Source organism: Curtobacterium sp. ER1/6 (assembly GCF_001742745.1).
Lineage (GTDB): Bacteria > Actinomycetota > Actinomycetes > Actinomycetales > Microbacteriaceae > Curtobacterium > Curtobacterium citri.
The window spans coordinates 185,178-201,233 of sequence record NZ_MJAK01000005.1 but is presented as its reverse complement, the minus strand read 5'-3'; the positions used below and the strand labels follow the sequence as shown (position 1 = coordinate 201,233).

General features: G+C 69.8%; 15 protein-coding genes. 3 read left to right on the top strand and 12 right to left on the bottom strand.

The window, feature by feature from the left end; genetic code table 11:
* The first annotated feature begins 73 nt into the window (after positions 1-73).
* Positions 74-1,045 (top strand): aldo/keto reductase, encoded by a 972-nt coding sequence (locus Cus16_RS10085; protein ID WP_069712525.1) that lies wholly within the window; start codon positions 74-76, stop codon positions 1,043-1,045.
* A gap of 90 nt (positions 1,046-1,135) precedes the next feature.
* Here Cus16_RS10085 and dapA read toward each other — a convergent pair whose 3' ends face one another.
* The 10 genes from dapA to Cus16_RS10030 form a co-directional block, all read right to left on the bottom strand.
* Positions 1,136-2,032 carry a 4-hydroxy-tetrahydrodipicolinate synthase gene (gene dapA, locus Cus16_RS10080; protein WP_069712524.1) on the bottom strand — a complete coding sequence of 299 codons (897 nt, stop codon included), beginning with the start codon at positions 2,030-2,032 and terminating at the stop codon, positions 1,136-1,138.
* 49 nt (positions 2,033-2,081) lie between these two features.
* Complete coding sequence (locus tag Cus16_RS10075) at positions 2,082-2,438, bottom strand: 2-dehydro-3-deoxyphosphogluconate aldolase (protein ID WP_069712589.1); 357 nt, start codon at positions 2,436-2,438, stop codon at positions 2,082-2,084.
* A 14-nt stretch (positions 2,439-2,452) separates the two neighbouring features.
* Positions 2,453-3,886: an SLC13 family permease gene (locus Cus16_RS16015; protein ID WP_083263867.1), complete on the bottom strand. Its 1,434-nt coding sequence runs from the start codon at positions 3,884-3,886 to the stop codon at positions 2,453-2,455.
* Positions 3,883-5,133, bottom strand: a complete 1,251-nt coding sequence (locus Cus16_RS10060) for a sialidase family protein (protein ID WP_083263866.1) — start codon at positions 5,131-5,133, stop codon at positions 3,883-3,885. Before Cus16_RS10060 ends, Cus16_RS16015 begins: the two co-directional genes overlap by 4 nt.
* 312 nt (positions 5,134-5,445) lie before the next feature.
* Positions 5,446-7,215, bottom strand: coding sequence for a hypothetical protein (locus Cus16_RS10055; protein WP_069712523.1), 1,770 nt, complete (start codon positions 7,213-7,215; stop codon positions 5,446-5,448).
* A 50-nt stretch (positions 7,216-7,265) separates the two neighbouring features.
* Entirely contained in the window at positions 7,266-7,487 is a 222-nt protein-coding gene (locus Cus16_RS10050) for a LacI family DNA-binding transcriptional regulator (protein ID WP_069712522.1), read from the bottom strand.
* Positions 7,488-7,569: 82 nt separating this feature from the next.
* Complete coding sequence (locus tag Cus16_RS10045; RefSeq protein ID WP_069712521.1) at positions 7,570-9,504, bottom strand: glycoside hydrolase family 127 protein; 1,935 nt, start codon at positions 9,502-9,504, stop codon at positions 7,570-7,572.
* A 32-nt stretch (positions 9,505-9,536) separates the two neighbouring features.
* Positions 9,537-10,298 carry a carbohydrate ABC transporter permease gene (locus Cus16_RS10040; RefSeq protein WP_069712588.1) on the bottom strand — a complete coding sequence of 254 codons (762 nt, stop codon included), beginning with the start codon at positions 10,296-10,298 and terminating at the stop codon, positions 9,537-9,539.
* A 130-nt stretch (positions 10,299-10,428) separates the two neighbouring features.
* Positions 10,429-11,400 carry a carbohydrate ABC transporter permease gene (locus tag Cus16_RS10035; RefSeq protein ID WP_069712520.1) on the bottom strand — a complete coding sequence of 324 codons (972 nt, stop codon included), beginning with the start codon at positions 11,398-11,400 and terminating at the stop codon, positions 10,429-10,431.
* A gap of 58 nt (positions 11,401-11,458) precedes the next feature.
* Positions 11,459-12,709: an extracellular solute-binding protein gene (locus Cus16_RS10030; RefSeq protein ID WP_069712587.1), complete on the bottom strand. Its 1,251-nt coding sequence runs from the start codon at positions 12,707-12,709 to the stop codon at positions 11,459-11,461.
* Positions 12,710-12,893: 184 nt separating this feature from the next.
* Between Cus16_RS10030 and Cus16_RS10025 the strand changes: the two genes are divergently transcribed.
* On the top strand, positions 12,894-13,934 hold the full coding sequence (locus Cus16_RS10025) for a LacI family DNA-binding transcriptional regulator (protein WP_069712519.1): 1,041 nt from the start codon (positions 12,894-12,896) through the stop codon (positions 13,932-13,934).
* Between the two features lie 57 nt (positions 13,935-13,991).
* Positions 13,992-14,567 (top strand): DUF2510 domain-containing protein, encoded by a 576-nt coding sequence (locus Cus16_RS10020; protein WP_069712518.1) that lies wholly within the window; start codon positions 13,992-13,994, stop codon positions 14,565-14,567.
* Between the two features lie 122 nt (positions 14,568-14,689).
* Here Cus16_RS10020 and Cus16_RS10015 read toward each other — a convergent pair whose 3' ends face one another.
* Together Cus16_RS10015 and Cus16_RS16340 are read right to left on the bottom strand one after the other, a co-directional pair.
* Positions 14,690-15,271, bottom strand: a complete 582-nt coding sequence (locus tag Cus16_RS10015) for a hypothetical protein (RefSeq protein WP_069712517.1) — start codon at positions 15,269-15,271, stop codon at positions 14,690-14,692.
* An 11-nt stretch (positions 15,272-15,282) separates the two neighbouring features.
* Positions 15,283-16,014: a hypothetical protein gene (locus Cus16_RS16340; protein ID WP_141718927.1), complete on the bottom strand. Its 732-nt coding sequence runs from the start codon at positions 16,012-16,014 to the stop codon at positions 15,283-15,285.
* Between the last annotated feature and the right edge of the window lie 42 nt (positions 16,015-16,056).

The following is a 16,056-nucleotide window of genomic DNA, read 5'->3' as shown; positions in this document are numbered from 1 at the left end:
AGTAGTGCGCACGGCTGTCGCCCGGCGACTCGACGACGAGTCGCTCCGACGGCGTCCGAACGAGAGGAACCCAGTGCGTGACACCGACATCCGAGGCCGCAGGCTCGCCCCCGCCGTCCTCGGCACCATGACCTTCGGCGACAGCGTCGACGAGACGACGGCGGCCGGGATGGTCGACGTGTTCCTGGAGGCGGGCGGGACCGGCATCGACACCGCGAACGGGTACGCCGGCGGCCGCAGCGAGGAGATCCTCGGCACCGTGCTCGGCGGACGCCGGGACGACGTCGTGCTGGCGACGAAGGTGGGCATGCCGAACCCGGACGCCGAGGGTGCCGCGCCCCTGTCCGCCGCGGCGGTCGAGCGGTGCGTGCACGCGAGCCTCCGGCGGCTCCGGACGGACCACGTCGACGTCCTGTACCTGCACCAGCCCGACCGCTCGACCCCGGCCGAGGAGACACTGACCGCCGTCCGGGCGCTCGTCGACGCGGGCGCGGTGCGCACGTGGGGCGTCTCGAACTTCGCGGCCTGGCAGATCTCAGAGCTGCGGCACACGGCCGCGGGACTCGGACTCGACGCGCCCGTCCTCGGACAGCAGGTGTACAGCGTCATCGCGACCCGGATCGACGACGAGTACGCCGAGTACGCCAGGAGCACCGGACTCGCGACGGTCGTCTACAACCCGCTCGGCGGCGGGCTCCTGACCGGCAGGCACCGACCGGACGAGCACCCGGCGGAGGGACGCTTCGGGTCCTCGCCGCTCGCCGGCATGTACCGCGACCGGTACTGGAACGACGAGGTCTTCGCCGCCGTGGAGCGGCTCCGCTCGATCGCGGACGGCGCGGGGGTTCCGATGGCCGAGCTCGCGCTGCGGTGGACGATCGGCCGCCCCGTCGTGGACGCCGTCCTGATCGGCGGGTCGCGGCTCGCGAACATCGAGGCGAACCTCGCCGCGCTGGCCGCGGGTGCGCTGCCGGACGACGTGCAGCAGGCCGTCGACGACGTGGCCGCTTCGCTCCGCGGACCGATGCCGGCCTACAACCGCTGAGGACGAGGTGGCGGCTCAGCCACTCGACGGACGGGAGGCGCGGTGCCAGCCGGCACCGCGCCTCCCGTCCGTCTCGTGGGGCGCGCTGGCTCAGCCCAGTCCCGCCGCCTGGTCCGCACGCACCGTGTCCGCGATCTTCTCGAGCGCCGCCTCGCTCAGCAGGTTGAACGGCGCGCGGCACGGCCCCACGGACTCGCCGGCGGCGTTGGTCGCCGCCTTGACGATCGTGTTCGGGTTACCGAGCGCGAACAGGTTGCGCAGCGGGCGGATGGACGCCTGCGCCGCGCGGGCCCCCTCGAGGTCGCCCGCCGCCCACTTCCGGGTGATCTCGACCATGGTCCGGGGGTAGACGTTCGCGACGGCGGTGATGCCGCCCGCGCCGCCGGCCTGCAGCGTCGGCAGGACCAGCGAGTCGGTCCCCGCGAGCACCGCGAAGTGCTCGGGATCGGTCAGCTCGATCAGCTGCAGGATCGCGTCGAAGTTGCCCGACGAGTCCTTCACGCCCGCGATGTTGTCGATCTCCGCCAGACGGGCGACGGTCGCCGGGGCGATGGTGTTGCCGGTCCGCGCGGGGATGTTGTAGACGAGCACGGGGACGTCGACGGCCTCGGCGACGACCGCGAAGTGCCGGTACAGCTCGTCCTGCGACGCCGCGGCGAAGTACGGGGTGATGACGGAGAGCACGTCGGCGCCCGCCGCCTGCATGCGCTGGGCGATGCGGACGGTCTCCTTCGTCCCGACGGCACCGGCGCCGCCGTACACCGGGACCCGGCCCGCGGTGGCGTCGACGACCGCCTCGAGCACGGCGAGCCGTTCGTCCTCGGTCTGCTGGAAGAACTCGCCGTTGGTGCCGAGGCAGAAGACGCCGTCGGCGCCCGCCCGGACGGCGCGGTCGGTGTGCAGCCGCATCTGGTCGAGGTCGAGCGACTCGTCGTCGTGGAACGGGGTGACGAGCGCGTGGATGCTGCCGCTGATCGTGGTGGTCACTGCAGGTGCTCCTTGTCGGCTGGGGGGGGCCAGGCGGTCGGGTGGTGGGTCAGGGACGGGGTTGCTGCATCACGTGGACCGCGAAGCCGCCGAACTCCCCCGCCAGGTAGATGTTCTGCAGCCGTCCGTCCTCGAAGTGTGCGGCGGTGTCCTGGTCGAAGCCGAAGCCCTTCGCGGTGAGTTCCTCGACCGCTGCCTCCAGGTCGTCGGTCGACATCCCGATGTGGCCGTGCGTCCCGAGGTACTGCGACCGGACGCACTCGAAGAACGTGCCGGCGAACTCGGACTTCTTCCCCTGGCGGGCGTCGAGGTTGAACATGAGGCAGAAGAGGTCGCACAGCTCCTGCGCGGCTGCTGCGTCGGGGTTGTTGATGCCCACGTGGGCGAGCTGGAAGGTGTTCTGCACGTCGGGTGGCTCCGTCACATCGGGAAGAGCAGGAGGGCGCCGGCGGTCAGGGCCAGCAGGCGGATGAAGTACATCGGGATGGTGAACTTCCAGAACTGCAGGAGGGAGTACCTGCCGACGCCCATCACCATCGCGGGGAGCCCGTCGATCGGCAGGAAGTGACCGTTCCACCCGGAGATGACGATGGCGACGGCCGCGGCCGCGGGGTTCAGCCCCAGGCTGACGCACGTCGCGATGGCCAGCGGCGCGAACACGTACACCGTGCCGATCGTCGATCCCGTGAGGGTCGCGAGGACGCTCGTCAGGACGCAGAACCCGAATACCAGCAGGAAGGGACTGACGTTGCCGCCGAGCAGTCCGGCGACGGACTCGCCGACGAGCTTCGTGAGGCCGGTCGCCCCGAGCGCCTCGGCGATGCCGATCACGCCGGCGGACATGATGATGATCGGCTGGCTGATGGCGTCGCGGATCTCGGTGAAGTCGAGGACCTTCATGATCAGCAGCAACGCCACCGAGAGGCCCGTGATCGCGTAGCCCGCATCGCCGATGTAGCTGTACGAGATCATGCCGGCGATCGCCAGGACGAAGCAGGCGTAGGTCGCCAGCTGCTTCCGACGGTCCAGCGTCGGCGCGGTCACCGCGGCGGTCGCGCTCGACGAGGCGATCGCGGTGGCGTTCGCCTCGGCGGCGTGCGGACCGGGGGTCGCCGGATCGGCCGCGCCCGGGCCGGTCGTGCCCGGGCCGGTTCCGGCAGCGGTGCTGCGCGCGCCGACCGTGGCCGGCTCCTGCGCCTCGGCCGCCCGCTGCGGGTCGGACTCTTCGTCGGTGATCGGGTGGTCGGGCAGCAGGCGGTACGCGATGAGGCACCAGACGAGGAACCCGAGGCTGAGCACGAGGTTCACGATCGAGAACCGGACGAGGTCGATGTTCTCCCGCACGCCGGTCGCCTCCAGCACCGCGACGACGATGCCGTACTGCAGCGCCACGTTGAACGGGAGCATGGGGTGGTTCGCGGCGAAGCCGGCCGGCATGAGGACCTTCGACGGCGGCAGCTTCTTGTTGTAGGCAAGCGTCGAGAGCAGCCCGATCACCAGGACGTAGTAGGCGGTGGAGCCCGTGCCGAAGATGCTGCAGCCCAGCATGACGAACACGATGATGAGGACGTAGGCCCGGAACCCGCCCTTCGTCCCGAGTCTCGTGATCATCCGTTTGAAGCCCGAGACGAGGTCGGTCTTCTGCAACGCGGCGATCACCGCCATGAACGACGCCAGCATGATGATGGTCGCGTTCGCGAAGCCGCTGAACGCGACGTTGATCGGCACGACGTTGAACACGACCATCAGGAGACAGGCGATCAACGGCGGGACACCGAACGGCAGGCGGTCGATCATGATCAGCACGATCATGAAGACGGTGATCGCGAGTGCGAAGACCATGGGGAGGGTCATGCTCGCTGCTCCTTCGCAGAGAGGTCCGGACCGGCGGAGGTGGACGACGTCGACACGATCCCCGCGAGGACGTCGGCACCGAGGTGCACGTGCTTGATCGCCTTGCGGTGCCACGTGTAGGCGATGTGCAGTCCCCCGGCCGGGTCGGGGAGCACGGAGGGGTAGGACAGCTCGCGGTTGAGGCCGTCGCGGCTGTTGTTCGAGAGGCAGTACCCGTCGCCGTTCTCGATGTCGTAGGCGGTCGGCCAGGACCGTCCGTCCGGGGTCGACACCACGAGCGTCATCGGAGCACGTGGCGCACCCCAGAACGCACTGGGCCCGTCGGCGTCGAGCGCGGGTTCGGCGACCCGGGGACCACCGTCGGCCTGGTCGGCCGCGATCCCGTCGTCGTCGATCTCGTCGTACAGCGAGACCCTGCGGCTCGTCGCGTCGGCCTTGCTCGCGTGGTTCATCACCATCGCGATCCGGCCGTCGGCATCGAGGGTGCGCGCCTGGATCGACGAGTTGTTGTTCGGCAGGTCGGTCGGACGACAGGGCGCCCAGGTCATGCCGCCGTCCGTCGACCACGACTCGTACACGTGGTCGGCCCAGCGGGAGCGGAAGCACGCCCAGAGGACGCCGTCCGCACGGGGCACGATGTCCATGTGCACGCAGCCGCTCGACTCGGGCACGGCGACCTCGGACCAGGTCTCGCCGCCGTCGTCGGAGTACCAGACCGATGCGGTGTCGTCGTTGCCGACCCACTTCTCGCCGGGCACCGTCCGGCAGTTGAACACCGGCAGCAGGATCCGGCCGCCCTCGAGCACGACGGGCGTCTGCCGCACGAAGACGCCGACCGGTGCGTCGGCACCGAGCAAGGGGGACGGCTCACCCCAGGTCACGCCGCCGTCGCGGGAGAGCCGGCGCCGCACCTCGGAGGTGTCCTGGTTCCCGGCGACCTGCGCGGTGTACAGCAGCCAGACGGCACCGTCCGGCGCCGTGAAGAGGATCGGGTTCTGCTCGGAACGCGCAGGGTCGGAGCTCAGCTGGACGGGTTCGAGCCAGCGGTCCGTCCCCGCGGGCAGCCGCGAGAGGTGGACGGAGATGTCGGAGACGCCCTCCTGGGTGCCACCGAACCACACGCACGCGAGGTCTCCCCCGGGCAGGAAGGCGAGGTTCGCCGCGTGGCACTGCACCGTCGGTGTCGGCAGGAGCGCCTCGGCTCCTCCGTCGGTCCGGGCTCGCAAGCGGCCATCGGGGTCGTGCATGCGGGGTCCTCCGGTCGACTCTGACGGTGGGCACCAGCGGTCTGGTGCAGTTCTGCGGTGAACGGTCCTCGCCGGGAGCGGTGCGCATCAGACCTGATGCATCCTCCGCCGATCGAGCGAGGAGGCCATCCTGACATTCCTGCTCGAATCGCGCAACCGGTTTGCGCGAGTCGTGCACGCCGTCGTCAGCAGACGGACGGAACGCGCCGTCCGTGCACGAGACGCGCGCTGTAGGTCGACCTGGCCCGTCCGGTCCGGGCGCAGCAGGACGAGCCCGTTCCGCGCACGGAACGGGCTCGTCCTGGTCTGGGTCTACTGCAGGCGGATGCTGTCGAGCTCCGCGTACCCGGTGCCACCGCCGTAGTTCGGCGATCCCTTGGCCAGGCGGATCACGTTGTAGCCGGCCTTGAGTTGCACGGTGACGTCGACGCTGCCGGTGGGGTTCCCCCAGCCGGACGTGGTCGGCGGGTAGCTCACGGTGGAGAACCCGCCACCGTTGTAGGCGAGCCCCTGCGTCGCGGTCGCACCCGTGGCGTTCGCGTACTTGACGGTCATCGTGTACGCCTTGGCGGTCGGCACGTCGACGAGGAAGTCCACGAAGCTGTCCGTCCGGACGTCACCGGTCCCGTCGATGCGTCCGACGTACCCGCCGTTCGATGCGGTGGACGAGGACAGTCGGCTCGCGTTGACGACGGTCGCGTTCTCGGCCTCGTACGTCTGCTGGTACGCGGGGGTCCCGGACGTCGGCGTGATCAGGAGCTGGTACGCCGCGACCGCGTCCATGTTCGCCACCGGGACGGTGATCGAGCCGTTCACCACGGAGTACGTCGTCGTGGAGACGAGGTTCGGGGCGGCCTGGTTCGTCGTGCGCCCCGTGGTGTTCGTCGACGAGAGCCGCACGCTCACCTGGCTGCCGAGCCCCGCGAGCCCGTTCACCTGCACGGTGTTCGAGCCGCTGTCACCGCCGAAGACGACGTTCACCTGCTTCCGGCTCGCGTCGTAGGACGCGACGCCGTCAAGGTACGACTGCGGGACGGTCCGGACGACGTTCCCGGACTGGTCGCCGTACCACTTGTAGGCCCAGTAGGACGCCGTGGGCAGGTTGTCGTACAGGAGCCCGTCCATCGTGCCGGCCTCGTACCAGTACGCCCGCTCGGCGTCGTGGATGCCGGCCCGCTCGAACGCGGCCATGTAGTGCACGCCGATGCTCGGTTCGTCGACCTGGCCGGGCGACGCGTACTCGTTGATCGAGATCGGGATGTGCGGCAGCCCGAGGGAGTCCTCGATCCCACGGAAGTCCGCCACGTGTGCCTGGACGTCCTGGTAGCTGAAGTCGCCGAGCTCGTGCCACACCGCGACGGAGGGCAGCGTGTTCGTGTTCTTCGCGTTCGTCATGAACGACTGCATGAAGGAGTGGTCGTACGCACTGGCACCCGGACCGATGATCGGGGTCAGCGTGTCGATCGCGCGGATGTCCCGGTAGGTGCGGGTCCACATGTCGAGGTAGCTGCCGGCGTTCGGGTCGTTCTTCGTGCTGGTCGCCCAGTTGGCGTCCGGCTCGTTCCAGATCTCGTACCCGGCGATGTTCGTGGTGCTCGTGGCGTTCACCCGGGCCGTGATCATCGTCCGGATCTTCGACTCCCAGTCGGGCCAGCTGACCCAGTTGTAGGGGAACGTGCTGAAGACGTCGGGCAGCCGGAGGTACTGCTGACCGCCGGCGGCCGTGATCTTGTCGGCGACCTGCAGGCCGTCGCAGCAGGGGTGCGTCGCACCGTTGCCGAGCTGCTGGGTGCCGGGCGGCGGCTGGGTGAACGTGTTGACGTGCAGCGGGTACAGCTGGCTCAGCGGCGGGGTGCTGCCCGTGTCGACGCCGTAGAGGCCTCCGGCGGCGACGTGGGTGACCGGGCGGACGGTGGTCCCGACGTCGACCGTGAGCGTGTTGCCGGCGGCGAAGGCCGGCGCCGCCGACCCGAGGCCAAACACGGCCGTCCCGGCGACGGCGAGCGCGGAGAGGACCGCTGCGGCACGACGTGGACGGCCACGGCGGCGCTCGGACCGGATCGGTGTTCGAAGATGCGTCATTGCTTCCTCCTCGTGGTGCACCGGGTGGTGGTCCCGGTGCGGTGGTGTGGTCACTCCGCGCTGTCGGCGGGGTGCTTGTGGAGCCGGCCGAGGCGCTCCGCCTCGGCGTTCCGCTCGTAGCCCAGGTAGGCGATGACCGCGAGGACGCGGTGGCGGTTCACCGGTCGCACCGTCTCCGGGCAGTTCAGGACGCGGGACACCGTCTGGTGCGACACCCCGGCGACGAGCGCCACGTCGTAGATCGTCGGCCGCTCGGTGTGGTCGAGCGTCATCGCTCCTCCTCTCGGCCCGCTCGGCGGGTGGCCGGGTCCGCGGCGGACGGGAGGCGCGGCTCGCCTCCCGTCCGCAGCGCACCTACCCGACGGGCAGGAAGACCCGCATGGTCGAGGGACCGCGGTTGCCCCAGGACGCGTAGGGCACCAGGCGGACGGTCCGGCCGTCGCCGGCCGCACCGTCCGCGGCGCGGCCGGTCTCGTGGTCGGTCGTGCCGTCGGCGCTCCGGTACGGCAGCGCGTCCGGCTCCGGTGTCGGGTGCACCCGGACCGCGATGCGCACGTCGTCGACACCGCCGTCCTCGGGCTCGACACCGGTCGGCACCGTGACGTCACGCACGTCGGCGCCCAGGTCGGTGGACTCGAGCGCGTAGACCAGGGGGCCGCGCTCGACCGCGACGGTGCCGCGCACCGCGTCGATCCGGGCGTCCGGCACGGTGATGCGGGCACGGACGGGCACGTCGAGGACGACGCGGTCGCCCGCGGCGAAGGCCCGCGTCACGGTGACGGTGTCGCCCACCACGGGCACCGCCTGGCCAGCCACGTCGAGGGTGGCTCCCGAAGACCAGGACGGTACCCGCAGTCGGAGGGCGACCGGGCCGTCCGAGTCAGCGGTCGCGACGACCTCGACCCGGCCGGCGTGCGGCCAGTCGGAGCGCACCGAGAACGCCGCCCGGGTGCCGTTGCCGACGACGGTGTCGACCTCGTAGTCGCCGTACTGGTGCAGCTGCAGGCCGTCGTCGCTCACGGTCGCGAAGACGGACTGCACGCTGGCGATCGTGCGGGACAGGTTCGTCGGGCAGCACGACACCTCGAACCACGGGGCACGCAGGCTCGACAGGGCGCGCCGGAGCACCTCGTCCTCCGGCGGCACGGTGCCCTCGACGCGCTGGTGCATGGTGTTCGCGTAGAAGAAGGCCCGGCCGTCCTCGCGCGGGGCGACCATCACCGCGTTGTACAGCGTGCGCTCGATCAGGTCGGCGTACTTCGACTCCCCCGTCTCGAGCAACAGCCGCCACGAGAGCATGTTCGACGCGATCGCCGCGCACGTCTCGCCGTACTCGCGGTCCGGCGGCAGCTCGTAGTCGGCACCGAACGCCTCGTCCTGGTGGTGGGCGCCCATCGCGCCGGTCAGGTAGGTCCGCTTCGCCACGGTGTTCGCCCACTGCGTCTCGACCGCGCGGAGCAGCTCGGCGTCACCGGTCTCGACCGCGACGTCGACCGCTCCGGCCGCCAGGTAGAGCGCCCGGACGGCGTGGCCACGCAGCACGTCGGCGTCGCGGACGGGGACGTCGTCCTGGAAGTACTCCTGGCCGTACTCGATCGGCGCGAGCAGACCGTGGCCGCGGCGCTCGACGAACGTCCGCGCCAGGTCGACGTACCGGTGGTCGCCGGTCGCCCGGCCGAGTTCCACGAGGGCCGGCTCGATCTCCGGGTGGCCGCACACCGCCTCCCGTCCGCCCGTCCCGAACACGTCGACCAGGTGGTCGGCGACGCGGACCGCCACGTCGACGAGCCGTCCGCCGCCGGCGGTGCGCAGCCGCGCGACCGCGGCCTGCAGCAGGTGCCCCATCGAGTAGAGCTCGTGGCCCCACTCCAGGTCGGACCACCGGGGCCGCTGCCAGGGTCGGCCGAAGCTCGTGTGGAGGTACCCGTCGGCGTCCTGCGCCCCGGCGACCCGGTCGACCAGCCGGTCGTAGCGCTCGGCCAGGTCGTCGTCGTGCTGCACGCCGAGCTGCCAGGCCATGGCCTCGAGCAGCTTGTAGACCTCGGAGTCGACGAACTCGATGCCGGCGTGGTCGAACGGCGCGCCGGTCGCCGCGGCGTCGAAGTTCCCGGTCCAGCCGATGCGCTCCATCCAGGTCTCGCAGTGCCGGATCACGGTGTCCGCGTTCCGCTGCTGCCAGTCGGCCCAGTAGCCGCCGGTCAGGCGCAGGTCGCCGAGCGGCAGGGGGCGGAGCGCACCGGTCGAGGGCACGACGGGACCGGCCGGGACGGTGGTGTGGGTGATGGTCACGATGTCCTCCTGGGACGTGGGGTGCGGGTGCGTCAGTCCTTCACGGCGCCGGCGGTGACACCGGCGGCGACGTAGCGCTGGGCGAGGACGAGGAGCACCGCGGCGGGGATCGACGCGACCACGGCGGTGGCCATGATCGAGTTCCACTCCTGGTTGTTGTTGCCGATGTAGGCGTAGATGCCGAGGGTGATCGGCTTCGCGTCCCCGCCGCCGTCGAGGGTGTTGGCGAACAGGAAGTCCGACCAGGCCCACAGGAAGCTGAAGAGCGAGACCGTCACGATCGAGTTGCGGCTGACGGGCATGACGACGGACGTGAAGGTGCGCCAGGTGCTCGCGCCGTCGATGCGGGCCGCGTTGAGGAGTTCGTCCGGGATCCCCCGCATGAACGCCGTGAAGATGAGCACGCCGAAGGGCACCGCGATCGTCGAGTCGGCGAGGATGAGCCCCCACACGGTGTCGAGGATCCCGAGCTGCACGTAGATCGTGTAGAAGCCCATCGCCATGATGATCGCGGGGATCATCTGCGCGATGAGGAGCACGAAGCTCATGGCGCCGCCGCCCCGGGGGCCCAGCTTGGCGAGCGAGTAGGCGGCCGGGGCCGACAGCGCGAGCGTCAGCACCACGGTGCCGAGGCCGACGAGCAGGCTCGTGCCGAGGAACGGCAGCTGCTGGCCGAGCACGGTGCTGTACCCGTGCAGGGTGCCGTCGATCGGGATCAGGTTCGGCGGGCTCTTGCGCATGTCCTGGTCGCGGGTGAGCGAGACGTTCACCATCCAGTAGACCGGGAACAGCATGACGGCGGTGAGGACGACGCCGAGGGCGGTCCGCCACCAGCGCTTCGCCGCGGGCGGAGTGCCCGTGCCACGCTGCCGGCCGCGGGTGCTCCGGGTCGTCACGGCTCGGGTGACGGTCGTGGTGGCCACCTCACACCTCCAGTCGGCGCTGCACGCGCGCGTAGATCAGGCCGACGACCAGGGCGATGACGATGAGCACGTTGCCCACGGTCGCGGCGAAGCTGAAGTCGGGCAGGAGCGATCCGAAGCCCAGTTGGTAGGACCAGATGGCGAGGGTGGTGGACGAGCCGGACGGGCCGCCCTTCGTCATGATCCAGATGATGTCGAAGACCTTGAGCGTGTAGACGAAGCCGAGCAGCAGGGTGATCGCCGTGACCGGACGGAGCAGCGGGAAGGTGATCCGCCAGAAGCGCTGCCAGCCGTTCGCCCCGTCCAGGGACGCGGCCTCGTAGAGCTCCCCCGGGATGCCCTGCAGGCCGGAGTACATGATCACGAGGTTGAACGGGATGCCGATCCAGATGTTCGCGACGAGGACGGCGAAGAGCGACCACTCCGGGCTCGTCAGCCAGTTGATCTGTCCGATGCCGACCGCTTCGAGGAACGCGTTCACGATGCCCGAGTCGCTGTTCATCATCCACGACCACGTGCTCGCGGACACGAGCAGCGGCAGGAGCCACGGCACGAGGAACAGTGCGCGGAGCAGGCCCGACAGGGGGAAGTGCTCGTGGAAGAACACCGCGAGGGCGAGCCCGAGGGCGAACTGCACGGCGATCGACACGAGCACGAAGACGGCCGTGTGCCAGATCGCCGGGGCGAAGGTCGCGCTCGAGAACACGTCGACGAAGTTCTGCAGGCCGACGAAGGGGGCGTTGCCGGAGACGAAGGACGCCACCGTGTAGTGCTTGAGGCTCAGCTCGATGTTCTTCCAGAGCGGGTACGCGTAGAAGAGCACGAGGTAGAGGGCCACCGGGGCGAGGAACGCCCAGGCCGTGAGCTGCGCTCTCCGCTGCGCGTGTGCGCGGCGGCTCCGGGCCGAGGAGCTGGTGTCCTCGGCCCGGGGACGCGCAGCCGACGGTCGCAGTGACGTCGTGTCGGTCGTCATGGTCGTGTCGGCTTCCGTTCGGTGGTGCGGGTGGTGGTGGTGCTGGTGCCGCCGTCGGCTACTTCTGCAGCTTCTCGTCGACGGCCTGCTGGGCGGACTGCAGGGCGTCGGACGGCGACGCCGAGCCGGACTCGGCCTTCTGCACGGCCGTCCAGAGCTGCTCGGAGATGACCGGGTACTTCACGCCGAGGTCGTCCCCGGTGCGCGCGCGGGCGGCACCGACGGCCTCGACCCAGGTCTTGAGGTCGGCGTTGCCGGACAGCTGCTGCTGCTGGAGGTCCTTCGACGCGGCGACGTAGTTCAGCGTGTTGTCCGTCTTCACGACGTTGTCGCCCGAGGACAGGCACTCGACGATCTTCTTCGTGGTCGCGTAGCGGGCGTCGTCCTGCTGCACCGGGATCGTGAAGAACTCGCCGCCGGTCGGCACCGGGGCCGCTCCGCCGTCCTTCGCGGGGATCGTGATGACGCCGGCGCCCATCTGCTTCGCCGCGTCCTTCTGCCAGGTGCCGTTCTCACCGAAGGCGAAGTCGCCCGACTGGAACTCCTGCCAGCTGGTCGTCTGGGTGTTCTGGATCACCGAGTTCGGGGCGTACCCCTCGTCGATCCACCCCTTCCAGAGGTTCAGCGCCTCCTCGGCCTTCGCGGAGTCGAGCTTGGTCAGGTCGGCGTCGGCGCCCCAGAACCACGGGAGGAACTGGAACGAGCCCTCCTCGGTGTTGATGCCGGAGAAGGTGATGCCCTTCTTCCCCGCCGCCTTCACCTTCGCGAGTGCCGCGGTCAGCGAGTCCCAGTCCTTGACGGACGAGGGGTCGACGCCCGCCGCCTGCAGCACCTTGGGGTTGTAGTACAGCGCCAGGGTGTTCGCGCCGATCGGGACGCCGTACGTCTTGCCGTCGATGACCCCGGCGCCGAGGATGTTCTGCGCGATGTCGCCGGTCTCGAGCCCGCTCGTCGCGGTGTCGGTCAGGATGCCGGCCTGGGCGAGGGTCGAGACGACCGGGTTGTCGACGAGCAGCACGTCGGGCGACTTGCCCTGCTGGCCGGCGAGCAGCGCCTTGTTCGTCAGGTCGGACGTGTCGTAGCCGGTGCGCTTGACGGTGACGCCGGCGTCCTTGCCGCACTGGGCGACGAGCTTGCCCCAGTCCGACGAGGCGTCGTACTGGGGGTACGGGTCCCAGAAGGTGTACGTGCCCTTCGCGGCGCCGGACGAACCGGAGCCGGAGGACTGGGCAGAACATCCGGTGAGACCGGCGACGACGCTGGCTGCTGCCACCAGCGCGCCGATGCGGACAACAGTCTTGGTGCGCATGATCACGGGTTCCTCTCTGAATGCGACGTGATCGCCGTTCGGGTCCGGCAACGTCCGTCCCGGCGAGCGCACCTCCCCAAGAGGAACTCTTCGTCGAGCAGAACCGAAACCGGTTTCGGGAGCAATGTACGAGGACGCTTGCCGCAGTGTCAAGAACTTTCGTAAACTGGTTTCGGAGGGGCACATGGACGACGACGATCACCGCAACGGGGCCACGACCGAGACCACGACGCTGGCCGACGTCGCGCGCGCAGCCGGCGTCTCCGTCGCGACCGCGTCCAAGGCGCTCAACGGTCGGGCGCACGTGAGCGCCCGCTCTCGAGAGGCCGTCCTCGCCGCCGCCGCCGCACTCTCGTTCACGCCGAACCCCTTCGCCCGTGCCCTGAACCGCGCGTCCACCAACACCATCGGCATGCTCACGAGCGACCTCGACAACCGGTTCGTGCTGCCGATCCTGCTCGGCGCCGAGGACGCGTTCGGTGCCGGGTCGCTGAGCGTCCTGCTCGCCGACGCCCGCGACAGCGCGCTCCGGGAACAGCTGCAGCTGCAGTCCCTGCTGACCCGGCGGGTCGACGGCGTGCTGGTCGTGGGCCGCACGACGAACCCCCGGCCGCCGATGCAGGCGAAGCCGGACGTCCCCGTCGTCTACGTCTACGCACCCTCGACCGACGAACAGGACCTGTCCTTCGAGCCGGACAACGAACTGGCGGGGCGGATCGCCGTCGAGCACCTGGTCGCCGCCGGCCGTCGCCGCATCGCGATCGTCAACGGCGAGGACACCTACGCGGCAGCCCGGGACCGCCTGCGCGGGGCCGCCGCCGCGATGGAGGACCACGGTCTCGAGCTCGTCGGCAACCCGGGCCTGGTGTTCGGTGCCTGGGACGAGTCCTGGGGACGGCAGGCGGCCGGCCGGCTCCTCGCGGCACACCCCGACGTCGACGCGGTCGTCGCGGGGAGCGACCACATCGCCCGCGGGGTCATGGACGCGGTCCGTGAGTCCGGACGGAGGATCCCGGACGACGTCGCCGTCGTCGGGTTCGACAACTGGGACATCCTGGTCGAGGGCGCTCGGCCGCACCTGACCAGCGTGGACATGAACCTGCAGGAGCTCGGACGGCTGGCTGCGGAGGCACTCGTCGAGAGCATCGAGGGGCGGGTGCGGCGTGGGCGGGTCCGCAACCCCGTGCGGCTGGTGGCGAGGGGCTCGAGCGGCGCGGATTCCTGACCGTTAGGTTCTGACGGTGTGGGGCACGCTGCTCCCGCCGATGCACGAGGGGATCCGATGTCGACCACGACGCCGCCCGGCTGGTACCCGGACCCGTCCGGACAGCCCGGGTACCGCTGGTGGGACGGCACCGCCTGGACGCAGCACGTCAGTCCGCCCGCCGGGCCGGTGCAGCGTCCCCGGATCCCGGACGGAGTGGCGACGGACACCCTCCCGATCTGGTTGATGGCACTCCAACCGGTCCTCGTCGTGCTGCTCCAGTTCGCCTACAGGCCGGAGTTCCGGTTCCGCACCATCGGCCCGGGTGGCCTGCAGGCGCTCGACCCGGCATCCGTCTACACCGTCGGCTACTTCGTCCTGCAGGTCGGCGGACTGCTCCTCTACGGGGCATCGGTGCTGCTCGCGTTCCTCGACCACCGTGCGCTCCGACGGCGTGGTGTCGTCCGGCCCTTCCCCTGGCCCTGGGCGTTCCTGTCCGCCATCGTCTACGTGATCGGGCGGTTCGTCGTCATGCGGAAGGTGGCACCGGGTCGGGCGATGTGGCCGCTGTGGACGTACCTCGCGGTCTGCGCCGTCGGCACGGTCTTCGGCGTGGTGCGCGCTGCGGCGCTGTTCCAGCAGATGCTGCCGTAGCTGACCGGCCCCCGCGAGGCGTTCGGTCTAATTCGCGGATGCCAGTGTCGGCGCGGATCGCTGATCCCAGCAACGACGGGCGTTCCACGGATTTCGGGGTTCTGTTCCACGGCACCTCGACGTCAGCCGTTGTCGGCCGCCTTCCGAACGCTTAGCTGCGCTAGACCGGCGACGACTCCCGCGACCGCGCTGGCCGTCAGGCCGGTCAATAGCAGCCCGGCTGCGGCCGCGATGCTGGTCATGAGTACTCGGAGATTCCCGCGAGGCTTGCGCGGTGAGTGCACGCGGACCGCGCTTTCGAACCACGACGTTGGCACTTCGCCGATGTGCCAGTTCGCGATGCGGCTGCTCGCCTCGAGGGCGACCTTGAAGACCTGGCTTTGCGTGGACGCGGCGTTCATCAGGTTCACTTGGGTGGCAAGCCACGTGGCGATCGCCCTGTCGCGTTTGGGCAGTCCAACGAGGAGTCGTGGGACAAGGAGCGCGTAGTCCAACTCTGGCTTGTGCCACAGCCTCGCAACAGTCGGCCACGTGCGGCGCCTTGTGATTCGGTCGAGTGCGTCGAGTACTTCGAGCACGGCCGCCTCCCGCGCATGCGACCGGCTGGCGCGGACGGTCGTTATCTGTGTGTACGCAAACAGCGCGACCGTGACGACGATGGAGATGAGTGCCGCCAGTTGTGCGGCCGCCGCGAGTCCCGTCATCGCGGATGGCCTCAGCGGTCGAGCTCGTTGAGCGCGAGGATCTGGTCGTGGGTGAAGGACCCGAGGGGTGCTCCGTTTGAAGCGATTGTGGTGATCGACTGCACGGACGGCCTTATGCGGTTGCCGACCTCATCGTTGAAGGCGATTGGGCTGGCGACGAAGCTCGCGAGGTTCGGGAACGGGTTGATGTAGTCGAACTGGTCCCTCGTGATCCCGGCCTTGGCAGGGTCGAAGGTCACCTGCACTATCCCGCCTTCGAACCGCACTTGGGAGACGGCTTTCGCGAGGACGACACCCTTGGAAGAACGCTCGGCGAAGTAGTCGTCGAAGACTTGAAGCACCTCGGCGTCAGTTACAGCTGGGGCATCAGCCGAGGCGGAGGCGGCTGCAGCCCCTGTAGATGCAGTGGCCGAAGGTGTCGGCACGGCAGAGGTGGTTGCTCTTGCGGAGGCCTCCGGCTTTGCGATCGCGGTTGCCTTCTCGACAGGAGCAGGATCTTCCTCAGTGATCGCTCCGATGAGGATACCGATGACTGCTACAGCAGCCAAGGAACCGCCGATGACCAGCGCCTTCTTCGGAAGCGGCTTCTTCGGCCGGCGGAAGACGAGACTTGACCGGAACGCTCCCTGGTTCTGCTGGACGAGCTCCCACCCGTCCTGTTCCATCTTCGACCGCGTCTTCCCTTCAGAACCGCGGATAGCGTTCACGGTCTTTGTTTCATACCGCACGTGCTCGTCGTTCAACGACTGTCCCCTTGCTCACGACCAACTTCTTCTTCCACTCGC

What these genes read in the sequence shown, in the direction of transcription:
- Cus16_RS10060 (WP_083263866.1), bottom strand. Translation starts at nt 5,133, where the DNA reads ATGCACGACCCCGATGGCCGCTTGCGAGCCCGGACCGACGGAGGAGCC.
- Cus16_RS10040 (WP_069712588.1), bottom strand. Translation starts at nt 10,298, where the DNA reads ATGCTGTTCCCGGTCTACTGGATGGTGAACGTCTCGCTCACCCGCGAC.
- Cus16_RS10020 (WP_069712518.1), top strand. Translation starts at nt 13,992, where the DNA reads ATGTCGACCACGACGCCGCCCGGCTGGTACCCGGACCCGTCCGGACAG.
- Cus16_RS10050 (WP_069712522.1), bottom strand. Translation starts at nt 7,487, where the DNA reads ATGACGCTCGACCACACCGAGCGGCCGACGATCTACGACGTGGCGCTC.
- Cus16_RS10025 (WP_069712519.1), top strand. Translation starts at nt 12,894, where the DNA reads ATGGACGACGACGATCACCGCAACGGGGCCACGACCGAGACCACGACG.
- Cus16_RS10055 (WP_069712523.1), bottom strand. Translation starts at nt 7,215, where the DNA reads ATGACGCATCTTCGAACACCGATCCGGTCCGAGCGCCGCCGTGGCCGT.
- Cus16_RS16015 (WP_083263867.1), bottom strand. Translation starts at nt 3,886, where the DNA reads ATGACCCTCCCCATGGTCTTCGCACTCGCGATCACCGTCTTCATGATC.
- Cus16_RS10035 (WP_069712520.1), bottom strand. Translation starts at nt 11,400, where the DNA reads ATGACGACCGACACGACGTCACTGCGACCGTCGGCTGCGCGTCCCCGG.
- Cus16_RS10030 (WP_069712587.1), bottom strand. Translation starts at nt 12,709, where the DNA reads ATGCGCACCAAGACTGTTGTCCGCATCGGCGCGCTGGTGGCAGCAGCC.
- Cus16_RS10015 (WP_069712517.1), bottom strand. Translation starts at nt 15,271, where the DNA reads ATGACGGGACTCGCGGCGGCCGCACAACTGGCGGCACTCATCTCCATC.